The sequence below is a fragment of the Paenibacillus sp. J22R56 genome, assembly GCF_056269375.1.
Window position 1 is genome coordinate 180,720 of sequence record NZ_JBWDNV010000009.1, and the last position, 15,918, is coordinate 196,637.

The following is a 15,918-nucleotide window of genomic DNA, read 5'->3' on the forward strand; positions in this document are numbered from 1 at the left end:
TCTTATGTACAAATCACTACCGCGATAGCTTGAACATTTTATGTATAAAACCTTTAATACCAGTTGCAGCAGCAGGCTCGGGTGAAGACATCTCCAGGTACCGGCGAGCTATCTCCTCAATTCCTCTAGTTGCATCACTTCCCGGATAGGCAACTGTAAACGGCGTTTGTCGTTTCACAGCCTTTGTTACATTCGGATCATCCAATATAACACCTAATGTCGGGAGCTCTGCTTGCAGAAACTTTTTTGCTACAAGATTGATTTTGTCCGCCGTCTGAATGCCTTCTCTTCGATCTGTTGCACGATTAATGATGAGCTTGAATGAAGCGTTAACGCCCATTGATTTGACCATCTTCACAAGAGCATAAGCATCGGTGATCGCGGTAGGCTCAGGTGTTGTGACAACAATTGTTTCCTCCGCGGCCGATATAAACTTAAGCGTCTCCTTAGATAACCCTGCCCCTGTATCAAACAAGATGAAATCATATTCGCCTTGCAGCTTGCCAATCTGCTCAGCGAACCAATCCAGTTGTTCTGACGAGAGTTCAAGCAAATCCTGAAACCCTGAACCACCTGCGATAAAATGGACTCCCGAAGGTCCCATTTGGATGATATCCCAAATTGTTTTATCCTGCTTAAATAGATGGTAGAGATGATAGGGGGAGCTGACCCCCATCAGCACATCGATATTTGCCATGCCGATATCGGCATCAAATACGAGCACTCTTTTCCCTAGGCGTTGAAGCGTGATGGCAAAGTTCAAGCTGAAATTCGATTTGCCTACTCCTCCCTTCCCGCTCGTGATCGTCACGATACGAGTTGGGCGGGCTTTATCTTGTCCCATCTTCATCTTCACCATGTTGCGCAGCGCCTCAGCCTGATCATTCATCGGCAGGAGCCCCCAGCAGCGCATCGATATAACGCTCGGCGTCAAACGGACCAATATCATCTGGAACCGTTTGGCCGCTTGCAATAAACACCGGCTTTAATTCGTATAACAATGCCAGGTTAAAGATCGCGCCATACACCGATGTCTCATCCAGTTTGGTGAAGAGCACTTTACTTACACCATACTTCACGAAGTTGTCGGCAACAGCCATCATATCCTTCGTTTTGCCGGTCAAGCTCAGTACAAGTACGGTTTCACTTTGCTCATTGGACTGCAACAAGCTGTTCACTTCCGATACATGGAGCTCATTGCGGAAATTCCGGCCGGCTGTATCCATATAGATGAGCTCTCGATCCTCAAGCTGCTTGTATGCCTTCGGCAGATCCATCGGCGAGAATACAACTTCCATTGGTACGTTCAAAATGTTCGCATAGGTTCTAAGTTGATCGACCGCTGCAATTCGATAAGTATCAGAAGTAATGAGACCAATCTGGCGGCCGAACTTGATCGATTGCCCGGCAGCAAGTTTGGCAATCGTTGTTGTCTTGCCAACTCCAGTTGGACCAACAAAATGAACGATTCTCGCAGAATGATTGATGGTGTGATTGGCTTGTGGTGCCAGCCATTCGTTCAACAGACCACGTGCTATGCTCCAAATGTCTTGTGGATTAAGCAGCTCCGGATTGCCCGCAAGTTTCTCCTTTACCGCGTCAACTAATCGATCAATAAGTTCTGCCTCAACCTCCTGCTGAACCAATCGGCTATACAGAGCTTGAATCGCTAGAGGTTTATCGATCTCTGGCCTATGCATCGAAAGCTGTTTCAAAGACAGCTTAATGTGACGAATTTCTTCAAGCAGATCATCATTGATTCTATTTAGCGGTTGAGATACAGGTGCAGTTGGTATGGATGGTGTAGGAGTCTGCACGACAGGAGGCTCTAAGACCGCTGTAGCTGTTGCAGCCTGTCTCTTCGACTCTTGAATCGCATGAACCACACGCTGAACATCCGCTGCAGCTTGACGCGGCTGAGAAGCAGCTGCCGGAGCAGGCGCTCCAGACTCTATCGCTGCGATGACCTCCATCTTCTTCTTACGAAACATGCCCATAAATCCACCGATGCGAACTTCCTTTGTATTAAGGATTACGGCGTCTTTTCCAAGCTCGCTCCGAATCATCGGTAAGGCTTCAGGCAAGGCATTCACGACATAACGTTTTACTCTCATAAGTTCACCACCCCTACGCTTTGAACCTCAATATTAGGTTCTAGCTCGCTGTATGATAATACGGGTACATCCTGCATCGTCCGTTCTACGATTTGTCTCAAATACATACGAATCGTCGGTGATGTCAGTACTACTGGCTGCTGGCCGGATTGAATTTGGCGTGATACCTGTTCATTCAGCTTTTGGTAGATTTGCTGAGTCGCAACCGGATCGAGAGCAATATAGCTGCCTTGATCGGTTTGTTGGACGGATTCTGCAATTTTCTTCTCGAGCGAAGGTCCAACCGTAATGACTTTCAGCATGTTTCCTGAAGAAGTGAATTGCTGGGTAATTTGTCTAGACAACGCCTGGCGGGCATATTCCGTAAGAATGTCCGGGTCCTTCGTATAATGACCTTGGTCAGCCAATGATTCGAAGATGGTAACAAGATCCCGAATGGATACTTTCTCACGAAGCAGCTTCGCCAATACTTTTTGCAAATCTCCAATTGATAGAATAGAAGGAATAAGTTCTTCGATAAGAGCTGGATAAGCATCTTTCACATTCTCTACCAAAGCTTTTGTCTCTTGGCGTCCAATCAGTTCATGAGCATGACGCTTAATTACTTCCGTTAAATGAGTCGCAACTACGGATGGTGGATCTACGACTGTATAGCCCGATATCTCCGCTCTCTCTTTCATTGCCTCATCTATCCATATAGCCGGAAGGCCAAAGGCCGGTTCTGTCGTTTCAATGCCGATCACCGACTCATCCTCAAACCCTGGACTCATAGCGAGATAATGGTTTAGGAGAAGCTCACCGCGAGCAACGATGTTGCCTTTTATCTTAATGACGTACTCATTTGGTTTAAGCTGAATATTATCTCGAATCCGAATGACTGGAACAACGAGCCCCAGCTCTAATGCACATTGTCTGCGGATCATAATAATCCGATCGAGCAAATCACCACCCTGCTGGGTATCAGCAAGTGGGATAAGACCATAACCAAATTCGAATTCGATTGGATCGACCTGCAGCAAGCTGATAACACTTTCTGGACTGCGAACCTCTTCGATTTGCTGCTCCTCCTCCAGTAGTTCCTCTTGCTGCATTTGCTTCGCAATCGTCTTCTGCATCTTCCATGCTCCAAATATAAGCAATCCGGCAAAAGGAATAGTACGTAGGATGCCGATTGGTGTAAACACGCCAAGCAGCGTGATCGTTCCAGCTACGATATATAGAAGCTTCGGATATTTAAGCAGCTGCTGCGTAACATCCTGTGCAAAGTTACCATCTGATGCTGCACGGGTTACGATCAAACCGGCTGCAGTCGAAATTAACAAAGCAGGAATCTGGCTGACCAGACCATCACCAATCGTCAGAATGGAATAGGTGTGAATGGCATCTTGGAATGAGTCTCCATGAATGGCCATCCCGATGATAAATCCACCTACCAAGTTGATGATCAAGATAATAATAGAAGCAATGGCATCGCCTTTGACGAATTTACTTGCACCGTCCATCGAGCCGTAGAAATCCGCTTCTCTTTCAATTTTCGAGCGGCGCTCGCGCGCCTGCTGTTCATTGATCAGTCCTGCGTTCAGGTCGGCGTCAATACTCATTTGCTTGCCGGGCATGGCGTCGAGTGTAAATCTGGCTGCAACCTCCGCTACCCGTTCCGAACCTTTCGTAATAACGATGAACTGGACAACGACCAGGATGAGGAAGACGACGAAGCCGATGGCGATTTCCCCACCGCCAACCCATGATCCAAACGTCTGAACGACTTCACCGGCATGCCCATGCTGTAAGATGTTACGTGTTGTGGACACGTTAAGTGCGAGCCGGAATAAAGTCGTGACGAGCAGGATTGCCGGGAAGATCGAGAAATCAAGGGCTTCCTTCGTATTCATCGCAATCAGCAGAATCATGAGCGCGATCGAAATGTTCAGGATGAGCAATATATCGAGAAGCAATGTAGGTATAGGGATGACCATCATGAGTACGATGCCGATAATCCCAGCTAAGATAGCAATATCTTTTACTTTCATGATGTTGTCTTCTCCCTTTCAATTATGATGATCGAACTCGGCCTTTCATTTTATAAACAGCAGCCAATACTTCCGCCACAGCTTGGAACAAATCGGCGGGAATCGAATCCCCAATATCTGCCCGTTCATACAAGGCTCTGGCGAGCGGCTTGTTTTCCATCATAATAACGCCGTGTTCCTTAGCAACTTCACGAATGCGAAGCGCAACATGATCCATTCCTTTTGCAATAATGAGTGGTGCTTCCATCTTCGAAGCGTCATATTGCAAGGCGATCGCAAAGTGAGTCGGGTTTGTAATAACAACATCTGCTTTAGGCACATCCTGCATCATCCGCTGCATCGCCATCCGGCGCTGCCGTTCACGGATCTTGCCTTTAATGAGAGGGTCACCCTCCGATTTCTTGTATTCATCTTTAATGTCTTGCTTGGACATCCGAAGACTCTTCGCATGCTCATATTTCTGATACATAAAATCGGCGAAAGCAAGAACGACTAGTACGGCTCCAGTCTCGAGCCCAAGCTTAATGGTTAGACCTGCTGCAAATTGAAAGATTTGCCCTATGGATAAGCTTGAAAGCAGCAATATCTTATCCCAATCGCTCCATATGGCCTGATAGACCAAAAATCCGATGACGAGGAGTTTGGTTAAGCTCTTTAGAAATTCAACAACCGTACGCATGGAAAAGATTTGCTTAAATCCATTAATCGGATTGAGCTTCGTGAATTTCATCTTGAGCGGTTCACCTGTAAGCAGGAATCCAAACTGCATGACATTACCGAGTATGGCAACAATGACTACGATTGCGAATATTGGCGCTAGAAACATGAGCATATCCACTGCAATCTCATTAAACAATGGCATAACATTCTCTTCTGTTACGTCCATCATCATCCAATTCTCGAACAACTCTCGAAACAAACCCATAATTCGCGTCTTATAATAATTGCCCAAAGCAGCAAAAGTCGCGAATGTAAAAAGCAGGATCATTGAGCTCGGCAAATCATTGGATTTCGCAATCTGCCCTTTCTTTCGAGCGTCCTGCGTTTTCTTTGGCGTTGCCTTTTCCGTCTTTTCCTGACTGAACAGCTGCAAGTCTAGCTCTAGGTAGTAAGATCGCAACGTTGCAGCCCCCTTATTTACTTTCCGTTTGTTGAACGACACTAAACAGCTTCTCTAAATTGTTAAACATAATGTCAATCAGTCTTTCGAATATCGCAGAAACGCCTGGAAGCAGCAAAATCAGTAAACCAAGGCCAATAAGCAGCTTCAGTGGAATCCCGATAACAAAGACATTGTATTGTGGTGCTGTCTTCGCCAGTAAACCAAGGCCTACATCGGTCAGGAACATCGCAATGACCAGTGGAGCAGCGACCTGCAAAGCAAGCAGGAAAGCATTACCAACCGCCCGGGTCAAAAACTCTGATATACTTCCGTTATAAATAGCTGCAAACAGTTCATTGGACAATGGCATCCATTTGTAGCTGTCCATTAATGCCGTGAGCAGATAATGATGACCATTCACCGCTAGGAACACCATGATGAGAAGCATATACTTGAAGTTGCCCAGCAACGGAGCCGAGACACCTGTCATCGGATCAATAACGTTCGACATTGCGAAGCCGATTTGCATATCCATAAGCGCGCCTGCCGTTTGCACAACCGTCATGAATAAGTAAACGACGTACCCCATCATTAACCCGATCAGTACTTCACGGAATATATACAAGATATATTCGGCATCCATTGGAACCATCGTTTCTTTAAGTCCGTATGTCATAAATACGATTAGGGATAAAAAGAAACCGAGGCCAATCTTAAACGTACTCGGGACACCCTTCATGGAAAACAACGGCGCCACGACGAAAAACGATGTCATTCGACAAAATATAAGCAAAAAAATAGGGAAGTACTGGACGATCTGATCCATGATTTCCGTTCACAACCTATCCGATGTATTTATACAAGTTGTTCAGCAGATTGTAAGTGAAATCGACTATTACATTCAGAATCCAAGGTCCAAATATAATAAGGGATACAAAGACCGCTACTATTTTAGGCACAAAAGCTAACGTCTGCTCTTGAATTTGGGTAGTCGCTTGAAAAATACTAACGATTAATCCGACGACTAGAGCGAGAACGAGCATCGGCGCGCTGGCTTTCAATACGGTACTGATGGCTTGACTAGCCAATCCGATGATGAAATCAGCACTCATTGAACGTTCCTCCCTGTCTTTAATTACGTGTTAAAACTTAATAGCAATGATTTGACGATCAGATACCAGCCATCTACAAGTACGAATAATAGCAGTTTGAATGGTAGAGATATCATGACCGGCGGCAGCATCATCATCCCCATCGCCATTAGTGTACTAGATACGATCATATCTATGACGAGGAATGGGATGAATATCATAAAGCCCATCTGAAAAGCCGTCTTGAGTTCACTAATCGCATAAGCTGGTACTAGAACCGTAATTGGAATGTCTTGATAATTTGCCGGCTTGTCCGTCTTCGTATAGTTCAGAAACAGCAGCAGGTCTTTCTCCCTTGTATGCGAGACCATAAACTTCTTCATAGGATCGGCGGCTTTCTCGAATGCTACCGTCTGCGTAATCTCACCTTTTAAATAAGGCTGCAGAGCTACTTCATTCACTTGCGAGAATGTCGGAGCCATAATGAAGAAGGTTAGGAACATTGCCAGCCCGATAAGAACTTGGTTAGGCGGCATTTGCTGCGTTCCTAGCGATGTCCGAACGAAACCAAGCACGATTACAATTCGGGTAAAACTCGTCATGAGCACAAGTATGGCTGGTGCAATGCTTAATACAGTAATAAGAAGCAGGAGCGACAATGCGCTTGTTCCCGGCTCTTCGCTTCCGTCACCAACGTTTAGACTGATATCCGGCAGAGGATCAGCCGCAAACGCATGCGATTGCAGCAGCATAACTCCCAGCAGTACGGTGACGATCGAAATCCACCTTTTATTTTTCATTGTCATCCCCATCGTGTTTGGATTCCTTCAGAAGCGACTCCAACTGTTGCTTGCGATCGGCTTGCTTGCTTAAGTTTTGATTCAGCAAGCTTTGGAACGAGGACGACTGCATATTCCACTGCTCATTAGTCAGATCCTCTCCCGAGCTCGGCTCTTGCTTGCGGAACCGCTTAAGGAAGTCTGTAATGGTGTTTGTTGACCATACAGCTCCATTCGATTGCCGATCGAGTGAAGCGAGAATTGCTTGTACCTGCTCTACATCTTCAATCTTGTCGAGCAGGGTTACGTTCTCACCAACGCCAACGACATATAGCCTGCCGGTGAGTTCAATAACCTGAAGCGAATTGTTTTGACCCAGCGCAACCCCTCCGAGCGATCGAACCGCTCGGTTAGTTCCCCATACGCGGTTACGCTGAGACAACCACTTAATAAGTAAGATAATTAAACCGATAACAATGATAAGAGAGATAATGACCCAGATGATACTACCGGCGTAGCTGTCAGATCCGGCCATTGGCCCCTGATCATTCTCATTACCGGCTGCCGCGGCGAAGGCGGGCTGTATAGCAACGCCAACCGCGATCATAGAAGTTAATCTCGAAACATATGTAAGCATTTCTTAGCCAAGCGTTTTCTTGATCGCTTCAATAACACGATCGGCTTGGAATGGTTTTACGATAAAGTCTTTCGCGCCGGCTTGGATTGCATCAATAACCATCGCTTGTTGGCCCATAGCGGAACACATGATTACTTTTGCATTAGGGTCAAGCTTCTTCACTTCTTTGAGTGCGGAGATTCCGTCCATCTCAGGCATCGTAATATCCATTGTAATCAGGTCAGGTTTAAGTTCCTTGTACTTTTCTACCGCCTGTGCGCCGTCTTGCGCTTCTCCGACGACCTCGTAGCCATTTTTAGTTAGAATGTCTCGGATCATCATGCGCATGAATGCTGCGTCGTCTACGATTAGAATGCGGTTTGCCATCTTTTTTTCCTCCTAGAGTATTATTGCAATTTTTGAATGCGGTCCCATTGGCTTACGATATCTGTTACACGTACCCCGAAGTTCTCATCAATGACGACAACCTCTCCCTTAGCAATAAGCTTGTTATTCACTAAGATGTCAACAGGCTCACCAGCGAGCTTGTCCAGCTCGATAATCGAACCTTGGGACAGTTCCAGAATATCCTTAATTTGCTTTTGGGTCCTACCTAATTCTACGGTAACTTTAAGCGGTATGTCGAGAAGTAAATTGAGGTTTGTTTCATCCGTATGCACATATGGCGCTTGATTAAAGTTAGCGAATTGCACAGGCTGTACATTTACATTCCGACTTGCTGTATGTCCGTAGGTTTGTGGTCCTTGCGGCTGAAGCGGAAGATCAAATCCTGCGCTTTGCTGATAAGGATTATAAGGCTGATTATACTGCGATGCCGCTGCTGCAGGTGCAGACTGATATGGATCCTGGTAAGCCTGCGCTTGCTGCGGAGCTGGCGTTGGTGCAACTGCTGCTGGTGCTGCCACAGGAGCAGGTGTAGGTGTAGGTGCTGGCGCAGGTGCAGCGATTTCGCTTTCTACATCCCCCATCAAAATGGCTACCATTTGCTTCGCGAATGGTACTGGCAGCAACTGCATGATAGTCGAATCAATCAGATCCCCAATCATTAAACGAAATGAGATTTTGATAAAGACATCTTCTGGGGGTAATTGTCCCATTCCATCACCGCTATCCACATCCAGGATGTCAATGCCTGGAGGCGAGATATTGACAAAGCGATTAAAAATGGTAGACATCGAAGTTGCAGATGAACCCATCATTTGATTCATCGCTTCCTGAACGGCGCTGATATGAATCTCATTCAATTCCTCAATAGTGATATCGCCTTCTCCGCCTAACATTAAGTCGGCAATAACTTGGGCATCCTTCGTCTTAATCACAAGCGAATTAATTCCTTGGAAGCCGTCTACATATTGAACACTTACTGCAACATGCGGCTTAGGGAACTCATTCGCTAAATCTTCACGTTTAATAAACGTTACTTGAGGAGTCGTAATATCAACTTTCTTACCCAGCAAGGTGGACAATGCGGTTGCCGCACTTCCGAAAGTAATATTTCCGATTTCTCCTAGAGCGTCCTGCTCGATCGAAGACAGGAAGTCCGACAGTTGATACACGGGATCCGGCGACTGTGATGCAGCGAAATCGTTTGCTGTCTGATTAAGCAACGCATCAATTTCTTCTTGCGATAAATAATCTTTACTCGTCATTTTCTTCTTCCGCTCCTTCGCTGACAACTAGATCCACTTGCACGGCTATCCGATCTTTGACGGAGCCTGGGCTTCCGATGAACTTCAGCTTTTCGCCTACCTTAATATGAAGGCCGTCATCTATCGGCTTATTTAGCGAAATAACGTCTCCAATCGCTAATCCTAAAAACTCTTTAATCGTAATGACCGACTCGCCAAGCTCGGCTACGATTGGAAGCTTAGCTTTGCTTACGCGCTGCTCAAGCATTTCGACTTCCGCTGGAATCCGCTCTTTCTTCTGGGATACAAACCAGTGATGTGCAGATAATCGCGGCATAACAGGCTCAATTACAACATGTGGAATACATAAGTTGATCATCCCCGTCGTATCGCCGATCTTCGTGCTTAGCGAGATCAAGGCAATCGTTTCGTTAGGCGATACAATTTGCATGAACTGCGGATTCGTCTCCAATGCCTCCAGACGAGGCGAAATGTCAATAATCGTTTTCCAAGCTTCCTGCAGGCTTTCGAATGCTCTTGCGAAAATTCGCTCCATGATGATCGTTTCGATCTCCGTTAAGTTGTTAATCTTAGATGGAGCAACACCATGTCCGCCTAACATCCGATCTAGCATGGCATACGCGACGTTGGGATTAACCTCGAGCACCATACGTCCTTCCAGCGGCTCCGCTTCAAATATGTTCAGAATCGTCATCTTCGGAATCGAGCGGATAAACTCATCGTACGGAAGCTGCTCGACTTGTACGACATTGATTTGAACGAATGTGCGAAGCTGCGCTGAGAAATAGGTTGTCAAATATCGCGCGAAGTTTTCGTGTATGCGTGTTAAGCTTCGTATGTGATCCTTCGAGAATCGAGTAGCACGCTTGAAATCATAGATTCGAACTTTTCGCGTTACTTCCTCTTTCTTCAGCTCGTCCGCATCCATCTCACCTGATGATAAAGCAGCCAGCAGCGCGTCTATCTCATTCTGCGATAATACATCAACCAATTCTCTCACCCCCTTCAAGGAATGTCGGCAACATGCTTATAATTGCTGCATGATAAAATTCGTAATTTCTACCTTTACCAACTTTTCATCTTCCGGCAGGATAGGATTAATCAAATTCAGAAGCTTCGATTCGAGCATATCCTCGCCTTGCGAGCCGTTTAATTCCGCTGCTGTCAAATCAGCCACAGTGCGGTTAATAATAGGTCTCACTTCAATCTCAAGCAGCTTGTCAAACTCTGTTTTCGTCTTCTTGCTGTCCAATTGGAAAGCAAAGCTCAGAACAACAACATAATCCGAATCTTTCAAGTTGCGTTTGAAATCTTTCAGTTCTGATGTGACAGATACAAGCTCATCAGCACTTAACTGCTTAACAACTACAGGCTTTTCAGCCGGATCCGTCGTATCTGAGTCATTAAAGAAAGATTTGTACAAAATAATCGATACGATTGCGATCAGCGTAATGGCTAGCAATGTAGTGACTAACCATGGCAACATTTTTTTCATCTCTATGGACCCTCCGTTTGTTCGATCTTCTGGGTCGCTGCTAGAACGCCGATTGTACGAATGTAACCCTGTATAAGGAGTTGTAGCTCTGATGCACTCTCCGTTACGATAATTTTCTTGCCTGTTGTGAGCGTAACAATCGTATCTGGAGTTTCTTCTATGATTTCAATAAGAAGAGCATTAATCATCAGTTTCGAGCCATTCAATCGAGTTACGGTAATCATAAGCTCCCCCCTCGCTGATTCGGGGGCTGCGAAGAGCCCCCGCCGATCATTTCCGTTACCTAATGCATGCTGCTATTAACGTTTCAGGTTAACAACCTCTTGCAAAATTTCATCGGATGTAGTGATGATTCGGGAATTCGCTTGGAAACCACGTTGAGCAACGATCATCTCGGTAAATTCATTCGTCAGGTCAACGTTCGACATCTCCAGCTGGCCAGCGATAATAGCGCCAGTGCCAAGCTCCGGATCGTCAGCTGTTACAATCTCGAACTCTCCGTCAGGATTAGCATTTGCTGTCACCTGATACAGATTGCCGCCTACTTTTTCAAGACCGCTTGGGTTAACAACCTTTACGATACCGAGTTGAGCGACTCCTTCCGTGCCATCTGCCGTTACCGCCAGAATAGATCCATCTTGACCAATCGAGTACGAGGTTACTTCTTCACCAAGCTGGATTGGCTCACCGTCCGAAGATAGAACGAACATACCGTCTGCATTTACAAGTTGTCTGTTGGCATCCAGTGTAAAGTTCCCTGCGCGAGTCAAATAAGTTGGCGCACCGTCTCCAGCCGATACTGCGAAGAATCCATCACCATCAATACGAAGATCCGTTGGAACGTTTGTCGTCATTGCACTGCCTGGCGTATGCAGCGTATCAATGGAAGCTATTGTTACACCAAGACCTATTTGCTTCGCATTTACCCCACCTTGTTCACCTTCAGCCGATGCGGTAACACCCGAAGTCGTCTGGCTCAAAATGTCACTAAACATAACACGTCCGCCTTTAAAACCAACTGTGTTTACGTTAGCGATGTTATTACCAATTACGTCAAGCTTCGTTTGAAAACCGCGCATACCTGATACACCGGAATACATGGATCTTAACATATGACTATATCCTCCTAATGTTGTGGTGAGATTGGCTGCTTCAGTCGGTCGGCAGCCAAAGGGCCTCCTTCTCGGTCCAGCCCTAGCTTAAAATCACCGCACTGTCTATATTCGTAAACACATTGCTTTGCATTTGCTTGCCGTCCATCGCAGTGACAACCGTTCTGCTTGGCACATTTACAATCATCGCAATATCCTTCATCACGATTAAGGAATCCTTTGCACCTTTGGACTCTGCTTCATCAACCGCATTCATAATCTTTGTAAGAGCTTCAGGCTGCAGTTGAATGCCCCGCTGTTTCATTCGCACTTCTGCATGCTGACTGAACTTGAGCACCTTTGCGTCGAGCATGTCCCGGAAACCGCCAGCTTGCTGCGGACGCTGAGTTGCATTTTTCGCACCAGTAAGAGGTGGTGCTCCGACAGGAAACAGATGATTGATTTTCACACCGTCACTCATACGGAACCATCTTCCTGCTCGCTTGAACCCGAATCTGTTGATTCAGTCGATTCCTCGGTAGAATCATCGGATTCTTGCGTATCTCCACTGTCTTCTGTCGCGTTTGAAGCAGGAGCAGCATCCGAAACGGTTACAATATCACACAATTCGATCATCGTATCATTGTCGAATTTGGCATACAGTGTACCATCTTGGTTGACGATGGAAGTTACCTCATCATAAAGCAGCTTCGTATTGCCGCTTTCATCCATCTCATACCAGGAAATGGTCTTCCCAATGATCGAAGAGGCTGTACCTAAATTTTGATTCAAGGTAGTAAGCTGGTCGGACATATTCATGAGCTGCTCGACAGAAGTAAACTGCGCCATCTGTGTAATAAAGGCTGCATTGTCCTGTGGCTGCAGAGGATCCTGGTTTTTCAGCTGTGTTACGAGCAATTGAAGAAAAGCATCTTTGCCCAGTGCTGTTTTATCCGTATCAGCCCCCGCTGCCTTTACGTTCGAAGTGCTGTAATTGGGCCACGTCACTTTCGAGTTTACAGTCGCCATTTCACTCACCTCCATCCTACACGCGTACCGTTTAAGGAGCCTTCGCTTAAGCTGTCACATTGACAGCGCGTCCGTAGCCTAAATCTTGTATTGCCTGCTGCTGGGCAACATCTGCTTCGAATCCGCTATCCTCCTGCAAAGATTCGCCTTTGGATTTATTTTGATTAGAGAAAGCCTGCTGCCCTGTACTTTGGCCATGTTGACCGTTCGTTAACTGAGCTGCCGATTGACTTGACGTGACTTCAAGCTTGTCTACTGACAAACCTTGTGCCTGCAGCGCCAATCTTAATTGAGCCATTTGATTATCGAGAGCATCCTTCGCATTAGCGTTATCCGCATGGAATAAGGCTGTCAGCTGTCCGTTATGCATCGTGATTCTGACATCAACCTGCCCAAGCTCTTCCGGGAACAGCTGAATGATCGCCTCAGACATTCCGTTGCCATGTTTGATATCCAGCTTCTGAATAAAATCTTTCATATTATCAGCAAACTGATCAACCGGAACATAAGCTTGAACCGCCGGTGCGAGCTTCGCTGTAAGTGGTGCTGTCTGCCGGAAAACATCCGTAAACGTTGATCCTGCAGCTACCGGTGCTTGTTCATTTGACTGAGAAGAAGCTTCTGCCTCTTCCTCAGCGGCTTGCTGATTGGCTGATGCTGCTAGAGCTACTGGATGAACAGCTTGTTGACTTAACCGCTGCAAATGTACTGATACAGTTGGTACATTCGTTGTTACTGTTGCTACCGTCACTTGGTCAGCAGAGCTTGCCTGTTTCTCAGGACGCACAAGAGAATCCTTTTGCTTCTGTACAAATTGCTGAATGGCACTTAGCTGCTGTCCGATTATAGCTACTGGCTCTTGCAGTACAGCCTGTTTCATCGTACCTTCTTGCATCGATCTCTGAAGCTGTAATAAAGAGTCTTGGATCTTACTTGTAATTGCCGTCAGCTGCTGCCCATCTTGTTCAACAGTGTCAGTTGGAACTGTGGTAGAGGACTGATTCTGCTGCTGTACGGGTACCGGAATACCTAGCAAGACAAGCAAAGCATTCAGTTGATCTAACATGGCTTCAAGTTCTTTCGAAGCCTGGTCTTGATCCGTATCTTTCGATTCACTCTTGATGTCTTGCAGGTCAGCAAGCAATTGATCAATGATGTCCATTAATTCTACCGCTGGATCGGAGACAACAATAGGATCTGTCGTAACGGTACCTGCTGCTGACACAGAACCTGCTGCGTTTGTCTGATCGACAGAAGCTTCAGTCGTTGCTGCCGCAGTTGTTGCCGATGTATCTTCTGGATTCTCCGCTTTTACTGTCGTAGCAGCAGTCGCATCACTTTTTTCCGTTGCCCCTTTATCACTCTTCATTTGGTTAGAGAGTGTTTTCTGGAACTTGTCACTGCCTCCTGTTTTAGCTTGACTGGAAGTTTTACCGGAAGAAGGAGCTGCTGGTGCAATTGGTGCTGCTTGCGGAATGGTCATTTCCATTATTCATTCACCTCCTCTCTTAGCTGCCAGCCATAAGCTTAGACACCAGCTGTGCGGTGATGTTCTGATTAATGCCAGACATTTCTGCGAGAATAGCAGAACGCGTATTATCATCAACCGTATTTAAGATTCGGATTACTTTACTAGGACTAATGTTCGCCATTTTCAAAAGAAGCTCGCCTGCACTCTTTGCATCCATAGCTGCAAATGTTGCACTCAACTGGTCACTGCTAAGCTGGGAGGATGGCTGCTTTGTTTCAGCCGGTTTTGCTTTCTTCAGCTCCGCTTGCAGCGCTGCGATCTGTCTGTCCTTTGCTGTTACCGTATCCTTCAGCATCATCGTTGCTTCAGCTGCAGTCTGTGGGTTCATCTTCTCCAAAATTCGAACACGGTCATCTGGTCTCATGGAATCCAGAACGAGGACCATTTCATCCATGGTCATGCTTTGCAAAATGGGTGCTGCTTTACTTGGTGTAATTTTGCTGTACATACCCGCGAGTTCTTGAATTTTGGCCTGATAGGCTTGATCGTCTGCTGTTTTTTCCTCATTAGAAACTGTCAGCTTGTCGATCTTTTCCTGCATGCTTTTTAGTTCTTCTTCTTGCGTAGTCTTTAACTGTGTCGTTTCTGCAAGTGCCGCTTCTTTCTCCTGCAGCTGTGCTTGAAGCTCGTCGATCTTACGGTTCAAATTCGCAGATTTCAGTTCATTGTCGTTTGGCTGTCCATCAGCTGTCTTAGCGTCAGGAAGCACGTCCTTCAAGAACGGCACCGAATTGCCAATTTCGAGCATTTGATTACGAGTTTCTGTATTAAATAGAACATATAACGCGCCAAGCAGGACAATCGTAAACAAGATCGGCGTCATAAAAAACATTAACCGCTCGAAGCCGCTATAACCTTGTTTCTCTATATCCATATCCGCCATATTCATTCACTCCCTTTACCTTGCGCCGCAGATCATGATGGGATGGACACCTTGAATCGAACGGTAGCCATCTCATCTAGTTCATTTTGTTCCTTGATCTGCATTACATGCCGAAATCGGTCTCCCGCATGCTCTTTCGCCTTCAGCCAAACCTTCTCATCCTTCATTCTCTCCGCCAGGTTCGACCGATTATGTTCGACCTTACGTTCCGCATGCTTAACCTCGGTTAACTTGTTGGCAATGCAAGAATCCAAGTATTCCAAGTAATGCTGCATCAGCTGTAGTTCGGACAAGGTAACTGCCTCATTCGAGCATTCATGCTGTTTGCTTTCCCACTCTGTCCGTTTCGTACGAAGTTCAGCAAGGCTTAACTCCTCCGCTTGCAATACTCCTATTGCCGATGACAGCTGCCACTCCGCTTGTGTTTTCTCGCTTGACTTCAAATCTACGATTTTCTGATATGCATATCGAAAGGATGCCATTTACC

The 15,918-nt window shown here is 46.1% G+C and carries 19 protein-coding genes; all 19 read right to left on the reverse strand.

The genetic code is table 11. The features are described from left to right. Positions 1-16: 16 nt before the first annotated feature. The 19 genes from AC0YNT_RS21970 to fliJ all read right to left on the reverse strand — a co-directional run bounded on the left by AC0YNT_RS21970 (position 17) and on the right by fliJ (position 15,913). The gene (locus AC0YNT_RS21970; protein WP_475806540.1) at positions 17-889 is read right to left on the reverse strand and encodes a MinD/ParA family protein; all 873 of its coding nucleotides are present in this window, start codon (positions 887-889) and stop codon (positions 17-19) included. Next, a complete protein-coding gene (gene flhF / locus AC0YNT_RS21975) occupies positions 882-2,114 on the reverse strand; it encodes a flagellar biosynthesis protein FlhF (protein ID WP_475806541.1) in 1,233 nt (410 codons plus the stop codon). The genes AC0YNT_RS21970 and flhF overlap by 8 nt, the downstream gene beginning before the upstream one ends. Then, complete coding sequence (gene flhA, locus AC0YNT_RS21980; protein ID WP_475806542.1) at positions 2,111-4,144, reverse strand: flagellar biosynthesis protein FlhA; 2,034 nt, start codon at positions 4,142-4,144, stop codon at positions 2,111-2,113. The genes flhF and flhA overlap by 4 nt, the downstream gene beginning before the upstream one ends. Positions 4,145-4,166: 22 nt before the next feature. After that, the gene (gene flhB / locus AC0YNT_RS21985) at positions 4,167-5,264 is read right to left on the reverse strand and encodes a flagellar biosynthesis protein FlhB (protein WP_167280737.1); all 1,098 of its coding nucleotides are present in this window, start codon (positions 5,262-5,264) and stop codon (positions 4,167-4,169) included. A gap of 13 nt (positions 5,265-5,277) precedes the next feature. After that, positions 5,278-6,072 (reverse strand): flagellar biosynthetic protein FliR, encoded by a 795-nt coding sequence (fliR, locus tag AC0YNT_RS21990; protein WP_167280738.1) that lies wholly within the window; start codon positions 6,070-6,072, stop codon positions 5,278-5,280. Between the two features lie 16 nt (positions 6,073-6,088). Continuing rightward, positions 6,089-6,358: a flagellar biosynthesis protein FliQ gene (gene fliQ / locus AC0YNT_RS21995; RefSeq protein ID WP_167280739.1), complete on the reverse strand. Its 270-nt coding sequence runs from the start codon at positions 6,356-6,358 to the stop codon at positions 6,089-6,091. Positions 6,359-6,381: 23 nt separating this feature from the next. Then, entirely contained in the window at positions 6,382-7,137 is a 756-nt protein-coding gene (gene fliP / locus AC0YNT_RS22000; RefSeq protein ID WP_167280740.1) for a flagellar type III secretion system pore protein FliP, read from the reverse strand. After that, a complete protein-coding gene (locus AC0YNT_RS22005; RefSeq protein ID WP_475806543.1) occupies positions 7,127-7,723 on the reverse strand; it encodes a flagellar biosynthetic protein FliO in 597 nt (198 codons plus the stop codon). Before AC0YNT_RS22005 ends, fliP begins: the two co-directional genes overlap by 11 nt. 33 nt (positions 7,724-7,756) lie before the next feature. Then, complete coding sequence (locus AC0YNT_RS22010) at positions 7,757-8,119, reverse strand: response regulator (protein WP_167280742.1); 363 nt, start codon at positions 8,117-8,119, stop codon at positions 7,757-7,759. A gap of 20 nt (positions 8,120-8,139) precedes the next feature. Next, on the reverse strand, positions 8,140-9,402 hold the full coding sequence (fliY, locus tag AC0YNT_RS22015; RefSeq protein ID WP_475806544.1) for a flagellar motor switch phosphatase FliY: 1,263 nt from the start codon (positions 9,400-9,402) through the stop codon (positions 8,140-8,142). Continuing rightward, positions 9,392-10,393, reverse strand: coding sequence for a flagellar motor switch protein FliM (gene fliM / locus AC0YNT_RS22020; protein WP_167280744.1), 1,002 nt, complete (start codon positions 10,391-10,393; stop codon positions 9,392-9,394). Before fliM ends, fliY begins: the two co-directional genes overlap by 11 nt. A gap of 36 nt (positions 10,394-10,429) precedes the next feature. Next, a complete protein-coding gene (locus AC0YNT_RS22025) occupies positions 10,430-10,897 on the reverse strand; it encodes a flagellar basal body-associated FliL family protein (protein ID WP_167280745.1) in 468 nt (155 codons plus the stop codon). Positions 10,898-10,899: 2 nt separating this feature from the next. Continuing rightward, entirely contained in the window at positions 10,900-11,121 is a 222-nt protein-coding gene (locus AC0YNT_RS22030; protein ID WP_167280746.1) for a flagellar FlbD family protein, read from the reverse strand. A 75-nt stretch (positions 11,122-11,196) separates the two neighbouring features. Beyond that, positions 11,197-12,009 (reverse strand): flagellar basal body rod protein FlgG, encoded by an 813-nt coding sequence (gene flgG, locus AC0YNT_RS22035; RefSeq protein ID WP_475806545.1) that lies wholly within the window; start codon positions 12,007-12,009, stop codon positions 11,197-11,199. Between the two features lie 82 nt (positions 12,010-12,091). Continuing rightward, positions 12,092-12,469 carry a TIGR02530 family flagellar biosynthesis protein gene (locus tag AC0YNT_RS22040; RefSeq protein ID WP_475806546.1) on the reverse strand — a complete coding sequence of 126 codons (378 nt, stop codon included), beginning with the start codon at positions 12,467-12,469 and terminating at the stop codon, positions 12,092-12,094. Then, positions 12,466-13,017, reverse strand: coding sequence for a flagellar hook capping FlgD N-terminal domain-containing protein (locus AC0YNT_RS22045; protein ID WP_475806547.1), 552 nt, complete (start codon positions 13,015-13,017; stop codon positions 12,466-12,468). Before AC0YNT_RS22045 ends, AC0YNT_RS22040 begins: the two co-directional genes overlap by 4 nt. Positions 13,018-13,063: 46 nt before the next feature. After that, a complete protein-coding gene (locus tag AC0YNT_RS22050; protein WP_475806548.1) occupies positions 13,064-14,506 on the reverse strand; it encodes a flagellar hook-length control protein FliK in 1,443 nt (480 codons plus the stop codon). Between the two features lie 19 nt (positions 14,507-14,525). Then, complete coding sequence (locus tag AC0YNT_RS22055; protein WP_475806549.1) at positions 14,526-15,431, reverse strand: MotE family protein; 906 nt, start codon at positions 15,429-15,431, stop codon at positions 14,526-14,528. 32 nt (positions 15,432-15,463) lie between these two features. Further along, positions 15,464-15,913, reverse strand: a complete 450-nt coding sequence (gene fliJ / locus AC0YNT_RS22060; RefSeq protein WP_167280752.1) for a flagellar export protein FliJ — start codon at positions 15,911-15,913, stop codon at positions 15,464-15,466. Between the last annotated feature and the right edge of the window lie 5 nt (positions 15,914-15,918).

Coding starts and splice junctions, on each gene's coding strand:
- AC0YNT_RS22025 (WP_167280745.1), bottom strand. CDS start 10,897: ATGAAAAAAATGTTGCCATGGTTAGTCACTACATTGCTAGCCATTACG.
- AC0YNT_RS22005 (WP_475806543.1), bottom strand. CDS start 7,723: ATGATCGCGGTTGGCGTTGCTATACAGCCCGCCTTCGCCGCGGCAGCC.
- AC0YNT_RS22045 (WP_475806547.1), bottom strand. CDS start 13,017: ATGGCGACTGTAAACTCGAAAGTGACGTGGCCCAATTACAGCACTTCG.
- fliJ (WP_167280752.1), bottom strand. CDS start 15,913: ATGGCATCCTTTCGATATGCATATCAGAAAATCGTAGATTTGAAGTCA.
- flgG (WP_475806545.1), bottom strand. CDS start 12,009: ATGTTAAGATCCATGTATTCCGGTGTATCAGGTATGCGCGGTTTTCAA.
- fliQ (WP_167280739.1), bottom strand. CDS start 6,358: ATGAGTGCTGATTTCATCATCGGATTGGCTAGTCAAGCCATCAGTACC.
- fliY (WP_475806544.1), bottom strand. CDS start 9,402: ATGACGAGTAAAGATTATTTATCGCAAGAAGAAATTGATGCGTTGCTT.
- AC0YNT_RS22050 (WP_475806548.1), bottom strand. CDS start 14,506: ATGGAAATGACCATTCCGCAAGCAGCACCAATTGCACCAGCAGCTCCT.
- flhA (WP_475806542.1), bottom strand. CDS start 4,144: ATGAAAGTAAAAGATATTGCTATCTTAGCTGGGATTATCGGCATCGTA.
- AC0YNT_RS22010 (WP_167280742.1), bottom strand. CDS start 8,119: ATGGCAAACCGCATTCTAATCGTAGACGACGCAGCATTCATGCGCATG.
- fliP (WP_167280740.1), bottom strand. CDS start 7,137: ATGAAAAATAAAAGGTGGATTTCGATCGTCACCGTACTGCTGGGAGTT.
- flhF (WP_475806541.1), bottom strand. CDS start 2,114: ATGAGAGTAAAACGTTATGTCGTGAATGCCTTGCCTGAAGCCTTACCG.
- fliR (WP_167280738.1), bottom strand. CDS start 6,072: ATGGATCAGATCGTCCAGTACTTCCCTATTTTTTTGCTTATATTTTGT.
- AC0YNT_RS22040 (WP_475806546.1), bottom strand. CDS start 12,469: ATGAGTGACGGTGTGAAAATCAATCATCTGTTTCCTGTCGGAGCACCA.
- AC0YNT_RS22030 (WP_167280746.1), bottom strand. CDS start 11,121: ATGATTACCGTAACTCGATTGAATGGCTCGAAACTGATGATTAATGCT.
- AC0YNT_RS22055 (WP_475806549.1), bottom strand. CDS start 15,431: ATGGCGGATATGGATATAGAGAAACAAGGTTATAGCGGCTTCGAGCGG.
- AC0YNT_RS21970 (WP_475806540.1), bottom strand. CDS start 889: ATGAATGATCAGGCTGAGGCGCTGCGCAACATGGTGAAGATGAAGATG.